Source organism: Desulfogranum japonicum DSM 18378 (assembly GCF_000429945.1).
Lineage (GTDB): Bacteria > Desulfobacterota > Desulfobulbia > Desulfobulbales > Desulfobulbaceae > Desulfogranum > Desulfogranum japonicum.
This window is the reverse complement of the sequence record NZ_AUCV01000001.1, coordinates 111,625-127,735: the sequence shown is the minus strand read 5'-3', so window position 1 is coordinate 127,735 and position 16,111 is coordinate 111,625. Positions and strand designations below refer to the sequence as shown.

The window sequence follows — 16,111 nt, the reverse complement described above, 5'->3', positions numbered from 1 at the left end:
TCCTATGAATCATCTCGTATATTTACTTCGTAAAGTACACAAAGTTCGAAGCAAGGGTGGAGTAACTTTCACCCTTGTTATCCCTGAACTGATTGTTCAAAGCGGCAATTTTGTAGCCGTAGTCGGACCTTCCGGCTGCGGCAAATCAACACTGCTTGATCTCCTGGCCATGGTCAGCACCCCGACATCCTGGGATACCTTCACCATGTTTGCCGGCCGGGATAACACAAGACTGCCCATGAGCATCCCCGAGTTATCGGACAATAAACGGGTGAGCCTTCGATGTGCCAATATTGGGTATGTGTTGCAAAACGGAGGATTACTCCCCTTTCTCAATGTTCGGGAAAACATTCTACTCACTGCTGAACTCAACGATATCAGCAATGCCCGGCAAAAACTGGATTACCTGCTCACTACACTCGGGCTCCAGGATCATATCAATAAAAAACCCCAGCATCTGTCTGGTGGTCAACGCCAGCGAGTCGCCGTAGCCCGGGCGCTGATCCATGGTCCGGCCATTATTCTTGCTGATGAACCTACGGCAGCGGTTGACTATCCGACAGCGCTGGAAATACGTAACGAACTGAAACATCTGGCAGCCACAACGGGAGCGGCTGTACTCATGGTAACCCATGATTACAGCCTCATCCGGGATGTGGCTGACATGGAAATCCATTTTGACCTCAACAGAATTTCTGCAACAGAAACCATTTCCACGGTATCCAGTCTCTCTCGAACCGGCTTTCAAACACCTCTATTGCACACGGAAAACGCGTAAGCAATGATTCTCAAACTATCTGTCAAAGATTTACTGCACGAGTGGCTGCTGAGCCTATGCCTGGTTCTGGCAATCACCTCTATTATTTCACCATTGCTGATTCTCTTTGGAATCAAATTCGGCACAATTGAAACACTCAGGGGTCGACTCGTTGAAGATCCCAAAAACAGAGAAATCCGCCCGATGATTTCCATGTCATTCCAGAAAGAATGGTTCAGCCATCTCAGAGAATCCAATCCGGAAGTTGCCTTTGTCATTCCCATGACGAGGCAGATTTCCACTTCCGTTCTTATGAGGAAAATAGATCCGGCCAGTCAAAAGCGTCTCAAGGGTGAAAGAATATCTCTCATTGCCACCGGCAAGGGAGATCCACTTCTCCTGGACAATGGATATTCAATTCCAGAAGGCAGGGGATGTGTACTCACGACTCCTGCAGCAGAGGTACTCAACGTTGTAAAAGGAGACCGTCTGCAACTTGCTGCCGGAAGAGTAATAAAAGGAAAACAGGAAAGCGGGCAAGCCGAGTTTGAGGTCCAGGATATAATGGATGCCAGGGCAAGTGATCTTAAAGCTGCCTACGTCAATCTTGAAGTGGTGGAGGCAATTGAAGACTATAAAGATGGTCGTGCCGTACCGGAATTTGGCTGGCCAGGATCCTACCCCAATGCATATCCTGTATATAACGGGGCAATAATCCACACGCCCTCTCCTCTTTCCCCTTTGCAAAAAACTCTGCTGGTCAACAATACAGGATTCATTCATATAGCAGAGATTACAACGCAAGAGGAAGCTGCTCCATTGGGTTTTACACCCCATAAAAATCTCAAAACGTACTTCCTGCGAACAGCCAAAAGGCCTGCTGACGAAGAGAACATAGCTATTCTCAAAGAAAAACTCCGGGGAACAGGAGCATTACTTTTCCCCTGGAATCCTCCAGCGGACATTACCCTGAAACAATCAGATCCAGATAAGTCAGCGATGGAAACGTCCCTGAGTCTCTATTCATTCCCCGGAGAAAATGCCGCACTGGCAACACAGTGGCAGGAATCACTCAACAAAAATATCCCCATGGAGCACACCGTTTTTCTGCCCATATCCTCTCCTTTACACGAAGGTCTTGCAGATCTGACCATAACGGTGGGGGGAAGAACTCTTACCATGCCTGTCAACATCAGAAAAAGAAACAAGAGTACTATCGCTTACGCAGCAGCAAATTTTTCAGGAAAACTCAATCTCCTCCACCAACGTTTTCTGAAATATGATGTTCAATCACAGAACTTACTCGTCACCCGGAATGGTTATGCTGGTTTTCGCCTCTACACCAAAAGCATTGATGATGTTGCCGGAGTACAGCAAAAATTGGAAAATCAAGGCATTGCTGTTCATACAGAGCGTAAACGTATAGAAGAAGTCCGCCAATTAAATCAGTATATGACCCTGATCTTCTGGTTGATTGCTTTGGTTGGTGTGCTTGGCGCCATGGCTGCGCTGGGAGCAAGCCTGTTTGCTTCAGTACAAAGGAAAAAAAGAGAACTCAATGTGCTGCGGTTACTAGGTGTTACAACAGGATCCCTCGTTCGATTTCCTATATACCAGGGACTGTTTCTGGCAATGCTTTCTTTTTCAACATCTCTTATAATTTTCTCTATGGTTTCGCTGCTTATCAACCGCCTGCTGGGGGCACATTTACAGTTATCTGAATCGTTGTGCACGCTTGCCCCCCAACATATTCTGTTGCTCTTTCTGTCGGTTGCAAGCCTCACCATACTTTCAGCCGGCCTGGCAGCTCTCCAGGCTACCCGACTTGATCCTGCTGAGGCATTGCGAGACGAATAATTGATCAAGACATCGAGTTTTTTGCTGCATCTTCGTCATGTTGACGCGTAATCAATTACTCAGCAGGGCTAGTTTTACATGTAAAAAATTACCTGTTTTTATCCGTGGAAACAATATACCATAATCTTTACAAGTTGAAATGTTCTGGAATAAACGGAAGAGTCCTTGAACAGGCCTCATCCAAAAAAATACACTGTATCTGTTATTTTCCCTGTAAACAATGTGTAGGCAACAATTATAACGAGGAGGCGAACACGTGAATATCACCCGTCCATTCAGTAAAAATCGTACTATGTCCAAATGGTTATTACTCAGCACAGCAGTGATACTCGGTACAATCAGTTATGCACCTTGTAACCCGTTCTTACCGGATACAGGGATCGCCACTGCCGCAGAAACGGATACGATGGCAGCAAGAAAGGCTCAACTGGAAGGCACCCAGCTGCAATTAAAAGGTGATATTCAGGGAGCCGTGGAAAAATACAAAGAAAGCTTATCGTATAGTCCAAATGAACGGTTGGAAAAATTAGTGCAAAAACTGGAAGCTCGAATAGAGCCCCCAGCTCCTGCACCGCAAAATTCAACAACCGAACAGGAAACAGCTCTTCCTGCAGCTGCTTCACAGTTGGAGCAGCAACAAAAGGCGATTGAACCTGGTGCAATTGAAGATATTCAAAAACAGCAGATGAGTGAAGCCATGCCGCAGCCTGCGGAGAAAGAATTGATTGGTCAGGCTGCAGAAGCGACCATTGATTCTGTTCCAACAAAGCAACTTCTCGACTCTCCCCAGGAGCAGCTCATTGATGATTTTCTGCAATGGATATTAGCTTTCATACCCGCCCCTACAGCAGACGGCATGGGTATTATCCTAAATAAAGAATACACCATCCAACAAAAGCAGGAATACTACCAGGTATCCTTTTCACCAGTGAAAATAGCTGGCCCGGAAGGTTTTGAAGTAACAGTCAGTTCGCTTGATTTCCAGTTCGTTCCCCATGAAAACGGGCGGCTTGATCTCACCATGTCACTCCCGGATCAAATCCCGTTTCTGGAAGCAGGCACCCAGGTTGGCTCGATGAGCATTGGCGAGCAAAACATCCATGCTGTTTGGGACAAAGCCAAGAAAAATTTCACCCAATCTGACGTTTCTTTGGGGCAAATTTCTTTAACAGACCTTGAAGAAAAGATCAAAATTACGATCCAGCAGGCAGGACTGGACGCATTCTTTTCAACCGATGCAGAGAACCACTGGAAGCTCAATTATTCCGGTGAGCTCAATACGCTGGCTCTGGTTGCTGATGATGGAGGCATGTCTATTCAACGCATACACCTTGACCATAGTCAGGCAGGCTCTGATGCTGACAAGATAACGGAAATTCAAAACAATTTAATGCAAATCATCCAACGTGGGGACCAAGCATCCCTTGAAGACCTGCAAGCATATTTTGCCAACCTGGATGTCATATTCCAGAACCTGGACGCATACAACACCAATGTTCGTGTCGAAGGGATTGAAGCCCACGGAGATGAATTTCAAGTGGGAATAGGTGCACTATATGGCAAATCAGATCTCTCAAAACAACAAGGTTCGACAATCTTTAACTATCAGGGACTTGGTGGATTAGAAGATATCAGTTTCAGCCAACCGATCACCGAAGAACAACAGCACCCCATATCCGGTTCGCTGAAAAATATACAACTGGTCACAGGAGGCGTCATGGAAACACCTCCACCGAACCTTTTCGGCAACTTGCTCCTTGAAACCAAAAAACTGGAAGCAACACCAATTGAAGAGAGAGACAAGGCAATGATCCCCGTAGTCATGGACTTTTTAAAAGAAGCCCTCAAACTATTCAAGGGATACAGTACAGAAATCAGTCTGGCAGGTTTTACTCTGGAGAATGCCACTCCAACTCCGATCACCTGTGGTAAAATCTCATTAAGCAGTGGTTTTGAAGTTGGCTCTGGGAAAGGGGGAGCTGTAACCAGCACATTTAATCTTTCCGAATTTCAGGGACCGAATATCGGCACGTCATCCCTGCCCCAGGACGCCAACCTGAATCTTCAACTCTCTAATATCCCAAACCTGCTGCAACTTTTTCCAGAGCCGAAAACTCTGGCTGAAGGAGATAAAAGCATGATTGAATCTGAGTTCATGCTCAAAGGGCAGAGTCTCTTAATGAACACGCCGCTGGTCCTGTCTATTACAGATACCTACCTCACTTTTCCCACAGCCAAACTCAGCTTAGGATTATCTGCAAATCTGGATTCTGCTGCTAAGTTCTTCTCTACCGGAAATTTGAATATGTCGGTAGAAAACCCTGAAGAGTTCACCAAAATTCTCCAGGCTCTCGGTAATAACGGCGATGTGGCTCAGGTAATGGCCACCTTCACCGCTCTTGCGAACAGGACAGAAACAGACGGTAAGATTGTCGATACCATTAATGCACAAGTGGATCCTGCAGGAAAAATATTTGTAAATGCCAAGGATGTAACCTCAATGTTTTTCCCACCATCAGAGGGGCAGGCCCAATAAGCCATTTTCCCTTGTTCTACCGCCTCCTTTGTGGTGGCGGTAGAATAAGACCACGGATACTATCTGCCCGCTCTGTAACTACTCTCAGGGGAGACGAATAAGCTTGAAAATCTCCCGCATTTGAACTGATTACAGGGTGCCTGAAGTTTTCGCAATCAAGCTGGTGCAGCGTATTGGGTCATGCGTAAGCCAGGCTGGTCGCGGAAAGATCAAGTGCGCTGTGAGCAGTTACCCTGCACTTTCACTTTCGAACTGCAACAGGTCCCACTCATGTGCTTCATATTTGTACAAGTTTGCTGGTGAGTTATAGCCTCCCTATGCACGACGCATTCAAATCGTTTATAAAAAAACTCCAGCGAAGAGCCTTCCTTGGGATGGGAGGGAGGGAGTGATCAGGCAAAATATAGGCTCAACATACGCGCTGCCTGTCAAAGAAGAAAAAATACAAACCCTTGCCTCACAATGATATCTTGGTGTATATTTGCACCAATCTTTACTCAGAAATACAGGATATATTACTATGATTAAACAGGAACTTCTCGATATACTTGCCTGTCCAAAATGCAAAGGACCAGTGGAGCTGGACCAACAAAAATCCGGCCTTATCTGCCGAACCTGCAATCTCTTTTATGCTATCAAGGATGATATTCCCATCATGCTCATTGATGAAGCCAAACCGCTCGACCAGGAACAAGAAAGCTAAGACAGGCAGCTAACCGTGTAATAATGCTTTTTATCCCAGGGTTCTTTCAGTGCAGTTCTTCAAAATTTCCAGAGCTGTGAAGGCATCCTGGGGTGAAAAAATCTCCAGGCATACCAGCTGGTCTCTGTGAAAATGCGGAGAAGCCAACTCAACTGCACGCTGGTTTAGCGGCAAGTGGTCTACCCCTTCATCCACTCCACAGAGATGCAGTTCTACGACCTTGGGCAGATGGGTATCGGGAAAAGGCTTGCCTAAAAAAGCGTGACTTACATCCAGAGTCATACGTTCGTGTATATCAACGGTTTCTACCAAATTCTCAACAGAAGTCAGCGCAGGCCAGGCATGCCTTTGCCATCCCGGCAAAGGATGAAGAACCATGTTCAGTAAGGGAAACCCACTCCGGTTGAAAAAACGAGCCGCCTCCAAAGCATTATCCACCGTATCCATGGGCAGATGCACGGTGTATTCGAGATCCAAAGCCCATAAATCAATAATGATGTCTTCAAATTGGCCACGTATCTCTTCATTCCAGGAATAGACCAGTAACTCCATGAAATCAAACTTTCCGGCAACAAGCTGCGCATTGGCCAGATAATCGCTTCCCAGCAGCCAGGAGGTTGTACCGATTTTCATCGGTTTGTGCCGTCCTGATCAGCAAATTCGCCCTTATATGCCAGCTCTGGCCCACTTATCTGTTCCCTGGTTTTGCCAAGAACTTCAAAGGTACCCATTTCCTCAATCATTTTCAAGGCCGCCTCAATGATGTTAAAGGCCAGGGCACAGCCTGTTCCTTCACCAAGGCGCATATTCATATCCAGCATGGGGTCAAGCCCTGTAATTTCTTTGAGTAGAAGAGCGCCTGGCTCGTAAGAAATGTGAGAAGGGATCATATAGTCTACGCATTCAGGCTTTAAACGCATTGCTGTAAGTGCCGCAACATTTGATATCAGGCCATCGGTGACCACAGGAATACGCCGTGAAGCACAGGCAAGATATATTCCGGCCATACCCGCTATGTCCAGGCTCCCAACTTTGGAAAGAACATCTATGGGATCATCCCTGTCAGGTCGGTGGAGACGCACAGCGTCCTGAACCACCTTTTTCTTCTGGGCAAAAGCGTCATCGGTAAGCCCGGCACCACGCCCCACAATACGATCAATGTTCCCGTCGGTAAACCCATAGAGAACGGTGCTTGCGGCAGTGGTGTTGCCTATGCCGATTTCTCCGGTCCCGATGAGATCATACCCCTGATCAATGGCTTCCAAGGTCACCTCGATGCCATGTTCCAGGGCCAGGACCGCCTCATCGCGGGTCATGGCTGGTTCACGACAAAAATTTGCCGTGCCATAGCGCACTTTTCGATTGATTACCCGGGGCAGGTCAACATCAACCTGGATACCTATATCCACGGCAATAATATCAGCACCCACGTGCTTGGCTAAAAAGTTGACTCCCATACGACCGGAAGTTACAAAATCAGCTCCTATCCTGGTTACATCCTGTGGATACATGGCCACACCCTCTCCATATACCCCGTTATCAGCCATCATCACAATGATGGCTTTCTTATGAATGCTGTTGTGGACCTTACCTGTCATGCCTGCAATTCGTCTGGCTATATCTTCCAACCGCCCTAAACTTCCAGGAGGTTTCAGGCAATAATCAATCTCCCTTTGGGTGCGGGCCATAACCTCATGATCAGCGGGCTTGATGCTTTCCAGGGTGGTTTGCAGCAGTTGCATGACTTGATCTCCTTCTTCCAGTTTTAACTGGTTACAGATACAGGAAAGTTGTCAAACTTAATCACTTCCCCTATGAGGGGTTACTTCCAGTTAACGGTAATTGAATCTGGTAAGAATAGGCAAACTGCCCAAAAATTCAATTTCAGTCAGGGTAGCGTTATCTACTTTGAATTTCCAGTAACCTGTACCTACATCCTGGCAGAATAAATGGGCCAGTAATGACCGGATACAACCGCCATGGGATACAATTGCCAGATTATTACCGGCATTGGCTGCAACGAGTTCCATAACAAAACTGATGACCCGGTGTTTGAATGCGGCAAAGGCTTCACCACCCGGAATAGCTGTTTCCTCCCAGTTGGTCAACCAACTCTGCCAATGTTCAGGATACTGCTCTTCAATCTGCTTATAATGCAATCCTTCCCATTCACCAAAATGAAACTCCTGAATGCTTGAATCGGTAATAATGGATTGTTCGTTACCAAAAACAATGGTGGCAGTTTCCACGGCTCTCTGCAAAGGGCTACAAAAAATGGTATCAACTTCCAAGGCATTAATCCTGTCACGCAGGTTGGCAGCCTGTTGTCGACCGTTCTCGTTCAACGGAATGTCAGTACTGCCCATAAGAACACCCGTTCTATTGGATTCGGTTTCCCCATGGCGAATAAGGTACAGTCGTGTTGCGGTCATAGGTAGATATTCCAGATAAATAAGTAAAGAAAGAGAGACGCTATTTCTGTCAGTTCAATGGTAGCACCGATGGTATCCCCAGTTATACCACCGATCCGCCCAGTAACATATCGCGCCAGAAAAAAACCACCACTAATGCACAAAGCGTTGAGACCAAAGAGCAGAAGCAGGGCCATCTGCAGAGATATTCCGGATACGAAAAACACTACGCAGAGTATGAAAAAGGAACTCAAGAATGCTGCCATTGCCTGACGGGGCCGTGTTTTGTTCACAAAAAGCCCCATACCATCGCTTTTCCTGGCGTATTCTGCACAGGCAGCATGCCAGGTTGAAGCCATTCTTCCCAAAATCGGCATGGATGCCAGGGCAAGAAAGCCGCCATGCGGTGAAAGACTTTGCAATAAAACATATTTACTCAATACAGCTAGACACAAGGCAATGACCCCGTTGGTTCCCAGGGTCGAATCCCGCATAATTTCCAGCACCCGTTCCCTGGGCCGATAACTGAATAACCCATCGGCGCTGTCGGCAAGTCCATCCAGATGCAGTCCGCCAGTAATACATATCTGATAGATCAGGCCAGCCAGTACTGCTGCCTCGTACCCTACCAGGGAGTACAGTCCCATGGCCAGCAAGGCAGAAGGGACTCCTATCAGTAAGCCAACCACTGGCATCCATTTCATTCCGTGAACAAATCTCTCTACAGTGAAATCTATATGGAGTGGTATGGGGTAACGAGTCATAAACTGTACCATGAGCAACAGATTTCGCACCTATTCTTCTCCCTTTATCTTTACAGGGATTCCGGAAATCACCATATAGACCATATCTGCCCTGGCAGCCACGCACTGATTGACACGCCCGCTGCAGTCACGAAAAAAACGACTCAAAGGTGACGCAGGCACAATCCCCAGGCCGACCTCATTGGTAACCAAAAAAACCTTACCTGAAAACCTACTGCAAGCTGCCAGCAAATTCTCAATTTCCAGCATAACCCTGTCTTCTATGGCATTAAGTTTTACCTGATCAGGTGCTTCCCAATCCATGCCCTGTTCCTGCAAGATAAGATTTGTGGTCAACACAGTGAGACAATCCAGCAATACTGCATCAACGGTATTATCAAACAGTGGAAAAACAGAAGAAGGTGCGCAGGACTCCTCATATGTCGTCCAGTGGTCAGGTCGTTGTTGTCTATGACGCCGCACCCTTTCCTCCATTTCCTGGTCAAATATCTGGGCAGTGGCAATGTAGGCGACCTGAGTATACGCAGAGCGGATCAATTCTTCCGCAAAACTACTTTTACCACTGCGTGCGCCACCTGTTATCAAAGTGAGAACTCCCATGGTTCGCTGATCTCTCCATAAATAGCTGAATAGTTTTCCACAGGCACGTAAACAGGTACAGGCCAGCAGCACCTACATGATCACTGACAATAAGGGTCGCGGAAAATAATAAATATCCAAAAATTGCGTAGGATATCGGCTTGGTAACATCGTCGCGTCAATGGTTCCATACTGGCCGTATTGAGCCATCGACGCGACGACGTTACCGAGTTGAGAGACAAGCAAGATTAGATAATTTATTTTTTCCGTGACCCTAAACCTACGCTTTTCACAGCTTGGGAATTTGCGGGATCAACCAAAGACCCGATGTATGCCTGTGACCAGGCACAAAAGAAACGTATCCGCTCACCAAGGAGTGAAAATGTTGGCATGCCCCCATGATTACCAATGTATCAGTGCATCATATACACACAATTTGGCTGGCGAGCTATAGTCAATCCAAGCACGTCGGATAAATCTGCGCAGAGGGAAGGAATGACAGGAAAACTACCGTGGAGTACTGATGAACGATTAGAAAAGGGCAAACATACAACAGATTTGCGTTATCCTTCTTACCGGACCATTATCCTTCAACCACTTGAAACCCTTTTCTTTCAATGGCTTTTTTAACAGATTCGTGGTCAGCTTCACCTTCAAAAGAAACTTGCTTTTTTTCCAGATCTACCTGCACATGGGAAATTCCTTCAAGCTCTTCAAGAGCCTTGGTGACACTTCCTGCACAGTGCTGACATTTCATTCCTTCGACCTGTATACATTTCATCATTGACCTCCCTGATCTACATCACAATGCCCTGATATTTTTTGAATAATATGAGAAGTCGACTGGTTATAGGTAAAGGCAATGCGCTCCACCCTTCCACCAGCCTGTTTCACTTCTTTTGCACCAACTATAAGATCTTCCGGCCAGTCTGCTCCCTTGACAAGCACTTCTGGCATCACGGCCTGAATAAGATTATAAGGCGTATCTTCTGTAAAAATAACTATAAAATCAACACAACCCAAGGCCGCAAGAACCCGAGCTCTTTCCAATTCAGTGTTCACCGGACGGGTCTCGCCTTTAAGGCGACGAATCGAATCATCACTATTCAGCCCAACAACGAGACAATCAGCGCATTGTCTGGCTCTTTCAAGATAGCTGACATGTCCGGCATGCAACAAGTCAAAACAACCATTCGTAAAGGCAACTTTGGCACCTTGACGCCTGATTGCCGTTAACTTTGCTGTCACATCGTGGAGAACGAGTATCTTGTCCTGGTCATCACGCCCCCACATTCTTTCACCGGGAGGACTGAACCACCGCCGTTCCTCCTCGAGAATAGCGCCATCAATGGCACACCAGCGGCACCCAGGCGCATCATCAGCTTCTGCAAGTATTTCACCGGAAGGAGAAATAAGCATTGAATGGCCTGCCAGTTCCAAAGGGCCACTTGTTCCACAACCATTGGCAGCCATCAGAAAAACCTGATTTTCGATTGCCCGCGCCCGCAGGAGCGTTTGCCAGTGGTCCAGGCGGATCTTTGGCCATTGGGCAGAAACCATTACTATCTGAGCTCCCTGATAAGCCAGATTTCTGGCTATTTCTGGAAAACGAAGATCATAGCAGACAAAACCACCGATGGTTCCCTGTTTCAACGCCAAAGGAGGTGCGGCCTGACCAGGTTGATAATAGGCATCTTCCTGCCAGTGACGAAACAAATGCTGTTTCGGCCATTGCCCGGCAACTCCCTCAGAGGTTACACATAACAGTGTGTTGAAGGGAGCACAATCTGCTTCGTCAAGTAAGGCGAAAGATCCTGCCAGCAAGACATTATATCTGCTGGCAAGCTCCTTCATTTTCTCCAAAAGGTCAGGCGTATGTTCCGCAAGTTCTCTGGTACGCGAATAATCAAACCCTGTTGCCCACAACTCGGGCAGGATTAACAACGTACCAGGAGGAGGAGAAGCCTCTTCAAGGTACTGCACCACCTGACGAAGATTATGTTCCGGCTCTCCGGGAACGACATGTATCTGAATAAAACCGATTGCCGGAAATACAGTGTGGGTCATATATGTTTACCCTATTTTTTCTAACGCTTCAGTGGCAAGTTGCCCGACGGTCATCTCTCTCCAGTAGCCATCAAGGTATACTGATATGGGATAACTTCCCGAAACCAGGTTTGAAAGTTCCGGTTTCAGGGCTGACATCAGAAGATTTCCAGAAGCCCAGGCCGCAAGTCCCTGCAATTCAGGGTCTTGTTCACGTGTAAGATAATAACGCATATCTTCCTGGTGAAGTCTGGCAAGCAGCAGGTCGGCATGCCTCCCGGCAAGTCGACCGATTCCCCACATCAATCCCCGTTGTAATAGAGGGTGCTCCAGAAAGTTACCGTCCTGAAACGCTTCTTCTCCATCTTCCTGGGAATACGAGACCAGCATATGGCTGTACTCTTCAGCAAGCTGCCTGTTGCAATACATGATTTCAGCCATTGTTTCAGGCGCCCCCCAGCCAATACCACCCGATTCATCATTCAGGCTCCACAACAGCCTGCGCATGACAATTCTGGCCTCTTCGAAATCCTGGGCCGCCAGTCGGTCAACGGTGATTCCCATGCTACTGATGGCAAACCATCGCACATGGGAATCTTCCCTGCAGATGCCGGTAAAAAGAGCATGTACCAGATCTTTTGCAGGAAAGGAATTCAGTTGGCTGATAACCTGACCCAAATTTCTTTCCTGCAGCAATTGTTCTATGCGTTTTTTCAGTGCTCTGCTACTCAACGGTTCTTCCCTTGACCTGAAAATTCAATCAATCTGTACAGGAAAGTGATCAAACCTGGTCACTTTCCCTAAGGGGTTACTTAATGCGAGTGTTTACTCGCTTGGAGCCGGTGGCGTAAAAACGCGTTTGCCAAGCTCAGCATCCATCATAAATAATCCTGCATTATCTCGCTCAATCAAACGCAGGCGATCAACAATGGCCCCAACTGTAGATTCTTCCTCTACCTGTTCGGTAACAAACCATTGCAAAAAGATATTTGAAGCGTGATCCTTCTCCTCGATGGCAAGGTTGACAAGGTCATCAATCAAGGAGCTGACATGCTGCTCATGTTTCAGTATCGCTTCAAATGCATCAAGGGGGGATCCCCAGTGGGATTCGGGTTTTTCGATGGCCTCGAGTTTAACTTTGCCATTACGCTCAAAAACAAAGTCATAGAACTTCATGGCATGCATGAGCTCTTCCTGAACCTGAGCACGCATCCAAACAGCAAAACCATTCAGACCAATGGACTGAAAATATGCCTCCATGGACAAGTAGAGATACGAAGAATACATTTCTGCATTAATCTGACGATTAAACGCCTCCGCCATTGTTTCCTTCATGTTGCTTTCTCCTTTACAGTTTTCTATCCTGAAACAGAGGAATTCCCATCCCCAGCTTATACTTCAACTCGTTGCTTACTGGTAATTTCGCAGGAAGCGCAAAGTACCGAGCATCCAGCCGCAGTCAAATTTTACATTATATTTTTTCGCAAGATTCTCAACACGGTAGCAGATCATTACGAAAATCATCAAAAGACAATAATGCTCGAGCATGCTTTTGCAACCGCTTTATTCCCAAGAAATTAAACTACATTGACCAGCTTCACTCATTCTGTCAAATGGAGAAACGACAGGACAAAAAGAAAAACGTTCACACAAAAAAAGAGGCGGAACCTTCGGGAGAAGATTTCCGCCTCTCATACTGATCTCAACAGAACAAACAGAGAAAATATACTGTCTAAAAAGTGTAATCCAAACGAAGGGAAAGCATGGTAGCTGTATTATCTGCTCCGGCAGCATCTCCGGGATAATAATATTTTTGGCCTGTGGTCAGATCTGTAATGGTTGTGGATCCTTTGGCTTCATCGTAGTACTGATAGCTCAGTAAACCAGTGAGCCCCCAGTTTGGGCTGAATTTATACGTAATGGCCAGGTCGGCTGCCCACATCCAGCTGCTGTCAAAATCCTCCTCAAAAAGCAGATCTCGCAAATGATGTGTATCCTCATCTTCTCCCTGAACCAACGGTGAGAAAATTACCCGCCCGGAAATATCCCAATTGGTCAGCACAGAATAAAAAGCAAGACCTATATAGGGGACAGTCCACATCTGTTCATAGGTGATGATCTTATCATTTGGATCAAAATCCAGTGAGGAATCACGGAAAGAGTAGGTGGAGTACACATAATGGCCACCGTAGGATTCCCATTCCCAGGTATCGTGCTTCACACCAATCAAGGCTGAAAAACTCGTATTCTGGTATGTATAAAATGGTACTTCAGCATTGATATCAAACATCAATCCTTTTTCCAGGGGAACATCTTCATGGTGAGACCAATTGGTATAATCCCAACCCGTGACAAGCCAGTCATAATCATCCATGGTATTATCACCATCATTCAGGGCAACCCAGATATCGGCGTTGAATTTGATCCAGGTAGTCGGTTTGAATGAAACACCGGCATTGAGCATGAAAATATTATCCAGTTTCCAGACAAGTTGACTCAATTTTGACCCATCATCGTTATAGACCAGCTCGTTGGATTCCCCGTTGAGATAACCAAGCCCCAACCGGCCCTCTATTTCCATCACATTTGAGTTAACATCAACAACCGTATTTCCCTGCACCTGTTGAGTCGGGGACACGGTTCCTGCTGCCAAAACAGGCTGAGCAACAACTGCACCGAGCAGCATGCTCCCGAAAACGGCCAATGACTTCTGCATCTTTTTCTTCATCTTCCCTCCTAAGAGATATTCCTTGAAACAGATACATCATTCTCGACAACGCTTTTCCCATTGGGTATGCACGGACCAAACACAATTCTTCACTCGTGACTACCCATAAGGGAAATGGATAAATTTGAAACTCCCTGTATGTGTAAAGGGTGACAGGATGCCTGAGATTTTCACAAGCAGGCTGGCACAGCGTATTGGATCAGAGGTAAGCCAGGCTGGCTGATCGAGGATAGATCAGGTGCACTGTGAGCAGTTACCTTCACTCTACTTTTCAGTAAATACCAGCAGATCAAGAAATTCAAAGAAAAAATCCCTATATTCGGAGCCATATACCGGATACAACACAAAATCGAACCATAGCAGCCTTCCGGCCGGTCTGTTCCAAAGGGACAAATAAGGGCTGCGTACAAAAGAAATAAGCGGAGCTCCCAAAACCAAAGGAGACTCCGCCTTATAGACTACAGACAGGGATAGATTCCCCTGAATCAGAAAGTATAATCCATACGGACAGACAACATGGTGGCAGTATGGTCTGCACCTGCAATGTCATACGAATAATGATACGCCTGACCGGTTGTCAAATCTGTGTAGGTTGATGAACCACTGGCTTCGTCGTAGTACTGATAGCTCAGCAAGCCGGTAATCCCCCAATTCGGTTGAAATTTGTAGGTGATAGCAAGATCAGCCGCCCACATCCAGCTGGTATCGAAGTCATCTTCAATAAAGAGATCCCTCATATGGTGGGTATCTTCAGATTCTGCATCCACCAATGGTGAGAATATTACACGGCCAGAAATATCCCAGTTTGTAAGCATGGAATAAAAAGCAACTCCGATATACGGTGCAGTCCATGTTTGCTCATAGGTGATACCAAGTTCACCTGCAGGAAATTCTCCTACAGTATCATACAGATAATAGCTCGAATATACGTATCTTCCTCCACGTGCCTCCCATTCCCAGTTATCTCGTTTTACACCCACAAGGGCAGAAAACGTAGTGTTCTGATGTGAGTAGAATGGTACTTCCGCATTGATATCGAACATCAGACCGGTTTCCAGGCTTACCTCTTCATGGTGGGACCAATGGGTCCAATCCCAGCCAGTGACAAACCAGTCATAGTCATCCATGGTATTGTCACCATCATTCAAGGCCACCCAGACATCAGCATTGAACTTGATCCAAGATGCAGGCTTGATGGAACCGCCGAGGTTCAGCATGAATACATTGTCTATTTTCCAGATGAGCTGGCTAAGCTTGGAACCATCATCGTTGTACACCAACTCATTGGATTCACCGTTCAGGTATCCCAACCCAATTCGACCTTCGACTTCAATCTTCAGGTCATTCACCTTGACAGTGGTATTACCTTTGGTCTGCTGCTCGGAATTCATCGTTCCAGAAGCCATCACAGGCTGTGTGATGAGCATTCCGAGCAAAGCGCATCCTGAAACAATCAAAGACCGCTGCATGTTTTTTCTCATATTCCCTCCTTTTTATTTTATCAACCAACAAATCTCTCGTATGCAACACTTCTTCATAACACCATACAGGCAGTGTCTGGGGAGATTAGACAAAAATAGTACGCACACGAAGTCCTATGAATTATTCCTGTCAAAACAGCCCCAAAGGTTGCCTCTAAGACAACTCTGTGTAATTCAAAAATTTATACTTTAAATAAATACCAGTAAGCCAAGAAACTCAAGCCTAAATTATACACATTCACTCATATC

Annotated in this window: 15 protein-coding genes; 4 read left to right on the top strand and 11 right to left on the bottom strand. The window is 46.4% G+C overall.

The annotated features are described in order from the left end of the window. The first annotated feature begins 4 nt into the window (after positions 1–4). From G493_RS27170 to G493_RS0100550, 4 genes are all read left to right on the top strand, one after another. A complete protein-coding gene (locus tag G493_RS27170; protein ID WP_051308902.1) occupies positions 5–778 on the top strand; it encodes an ABC transporter ATP-binding protein in 774 nt (257 codons plus the stop codon). Positions 779–781: 3 nt separating this feature from the next. Next, the gene (locus G493_RS31645; protein WP_051308901.1) at positions 782–2,614 is read left to right on the top strand and encodes an ABC transporter permease; all 1,833 of its coding nucleotides are present in this window, start codon (positions 782–784) and stop codon (positions 2,612–2,614) included. A 256-nt stretch (positions 2,615–2,870) separates the two neighbouring features. Further along, the gene (locus G493_RS0100555; protein ID WP_028578796.1) at positions 2,871–5,150 is read left to right on the top strand and encodes a hypothetical protein; all 2,280 of its coding nucleotides are present in this window, start codon (positions 2,871–2,873) and stop codon (positions 5,148–5,150) included. Between the two features lie 520 nt (positions 5,151–5,670). Next, the gene (locus G493_RS0100550) at positions 5,671–5,853 is read left to right on the top strand and encodes a Trm112 family protein (RefSeq protein WP_028578795.1); all 183 of its coding nucleotides are present in this window, start codon (positions 5,671–5,673) and stop codon (positions 5,851–5,853) included. A 30-nt stretch (positions 5,854–5,883) separates the two neighbouring features. Here G493_RS0100550 and G493_RS0100545 read toward each other — a convergent pair whose 3' ends face one another. The 11 genes from G493_RS0100545 to G493_RS0100485 form a co-directional block, all read right to left on the bottom strand. Then, positions 5,884–6,486: a hypothetical protein gene (locus tag G493_RS0100545; protein ID WP_028578794.1), complete on the bottom strand. Its 603-nt coding sequence runs from the start codon at positions 6,484–6,486 to the stop codon at positions 5,884–5,886. Continuing rightward, a complete protein-coding gene (cobT, locus tag G493_RS27155; RefSeq protein ID WP_035272806.1) occupies positions 6,483–7,595 on the bottom strand; it encodes a nicotinate-nucleotide--dimethylbenzimidazole phosphoribosyltransferase in 1,113 nt (370 codons plus the stop codon). The genes G493_RS0100545 and cobT overlap by 4 nt, the downstream gene beginning before the upstream one ends. Before the next feature lie 90 nt (positions 7,596–7,685). Then, positions 7,686–8,285, bottom strand: a complete 600-nt coding sequence (gene cobC, locus G493_RS27150; RefSeq protein WP_035272803.1) for an alpha-ribazole phosphatase — start codon at positions 8,283–8,285, stop codon at positions 7,686–7,688. After that, complete coding sequence (cobS, locus tag G493_RS0100530) at positions 8,282–9,058, bottom strand: adenosylcobinamide-GDP ribazoletransferase (RefSeq protein WP_028578793.1); 777 nt, start codon at positions 9,056–9,058, stop codon at positions 8,282–8,284. Before cobS ends, cobC begins: the two co-directional genes overlap by 4 nt. Beyond that, positions 9,059–9,628, bottom strand: a complete 570-nt coding sequence (gene cobU / locus G493_RS0100525) for a bifunctional adenosylcobinamide kinase/adenosylcobinamide-phosphate guanylyltransferase (RefSeq protein WP_028578792.1) — start codon at positions 9,626–9,628, stop codon at positions 9,059–9,061. 562 nt (positions 9,629–10,190) lie between these two features. Continuing rightward, positions 10,191–10,391, bottom strand: coding sequence for a heavy-metal-associated domain-containing protein (locus tag G493_RS0100520; RefSeq protein ID WP_205623616.1), 201 nt, complete (start codon positions 10,389–10,391; stop codon positions 10,191–10,193). Next, a complete protein-coding gene (rfaE2, locus tag G493_RS32875; protein WP_084813350.1) occupies positions 10,388–11,674 on the bottom strand; it encodes a D-glycero-beta-D-manno-heptose 1-phosphate adenylyltransferase in 1,287 nt (428 codons plus the stop codon). The genes G493_RS0100520 and rfaE2 overlap by 4 nt, the downstream gene beginning before the upstream one ends. Positions 11,675–11,680: 6 nt before the next feature. Beyond that, a complete protein-coding gene (locus G493_RS0100505; RefSeq protein WP_035272796.1) occupies positions 11,681–12,385 on the bottom strand; it encodes a DVU0298 family protein in 705 nt (234 codons plus the stop codon). 93 nt (positions 12,386–12,478) lie between these two features. Then, entirely contained in the window at positions 12,479–12,988 is a 510-nt protein-coding gene (locus tag G493_RS0100500) for a ferritin (RefSeq protein ID WP_028578789.1), read from the bottom strand. Positions 12,989–13,385: 397 nt separating this feature from the next. Continuing rightward, positions 13,386–14,381, bottom strand: a complete 996-nt coding sequence (locus G493_RS0100495; protein ID WP_028578788.1) for an omptin family outer membrane protease — start codon at positions 14,379–14,381, stop codon at positions 13,386–13,388. Between the two features lie 485 nt (positions 14,382–14,866). Next, positions 14,867–15,862, bottom strand: coding sequence for an omptin family outer membrane protease (locus G493_RS0100485; protein WP_028578787.1), 996 nt, complete (start codon positions 15,860–15,862; stop codon positions 14,867–14,869). Between the last annotated feature and the right edge of the window lie 249 nt (positions 15,863–16,111).

Bases quoted from the DNA above. Each gene is read 5' to 3' on its own strand.
- G493_RS27170 (WP_051308902.1), top strand. From the start codon at position 5: ATGAATCATCTCGTATATTTACTTCGTAAAGTACACAAAGTTCGAAGC.
- G493_RS31645 (WP_051308901.1), top strand. From the start codon at position 782: ATGATTCTCAAACTATCTGTCAAAGATTTACTGCACGAGTGGCTGCTG.
- G493_RS0100550 (WP_028578795.1), top strand. From the start codon at position 5,671: ATGATTAAACAGGAACTTCTCGATATACTTGCCTGTCCAAAATGCAAA.
- G493_RS0100545 (WP_028578794.1), bottom strand. From the start codon at position 6,486: ATGAAAATCGGTACAACCTCCTGGCTGCTGGGAAGCGATTATCTGGCC.
- cobT (WP_035272806.1), bottom strand. From the start codon at position 7,595: ATGCAACTGCTGCAAACCACCCTGGAAAGCATCAAGCCCGCTGATCAT.
- cobC (WP_035272803.1), bottom strand. From the start codon at position 8,285: ATGACCGCAACACGACTGTACCTTATTCGCCATGGGGAAACCGAATCC.
- cobU (WP_028578792.1), bottom strand. From the start codon at position 9,628: ATGGGAGTTCTCACTTTGATAACAGGTGGCGCACGCAGTGGTAAAAGT.
- G493_RS0100520 (WP_205623616.1), bottom strand. From the start codon at position 10,391: ATGATGAAATGTATACAGGTCGAAGGAATGAAATGTCAGCACTGTGCA.
- rfaE2 (WP_084813350.1), bottom strand. From the start codon at position 11,674: ATGACCCACACTGTATTTCCGGCAATCGGTTTTATTCAGATACATGTC.
- G493_RS0100500 (WP_028578789.1), bottom strand. From the start codon at position 12,988: ATGAAGGAAACAATGGCGGAGGCGTTTAATCGTCAGATTAATGCAGAA.
- G493_RS0100495 (WP_028578788.1), bottom strand. From the start codon at position 14,381: ATGAAGAAAAAGATGCAGAAGTCATTGGCCGTTTTCGGGAGCATGCTG.
- G493_RS0100485 (WP_028578787.1), bottom strand. From the start codon at position 15,862: ATGAGAAAAAACATGCAGCGGTCTTTGATTGTTTCAGGATGCGCTTTG.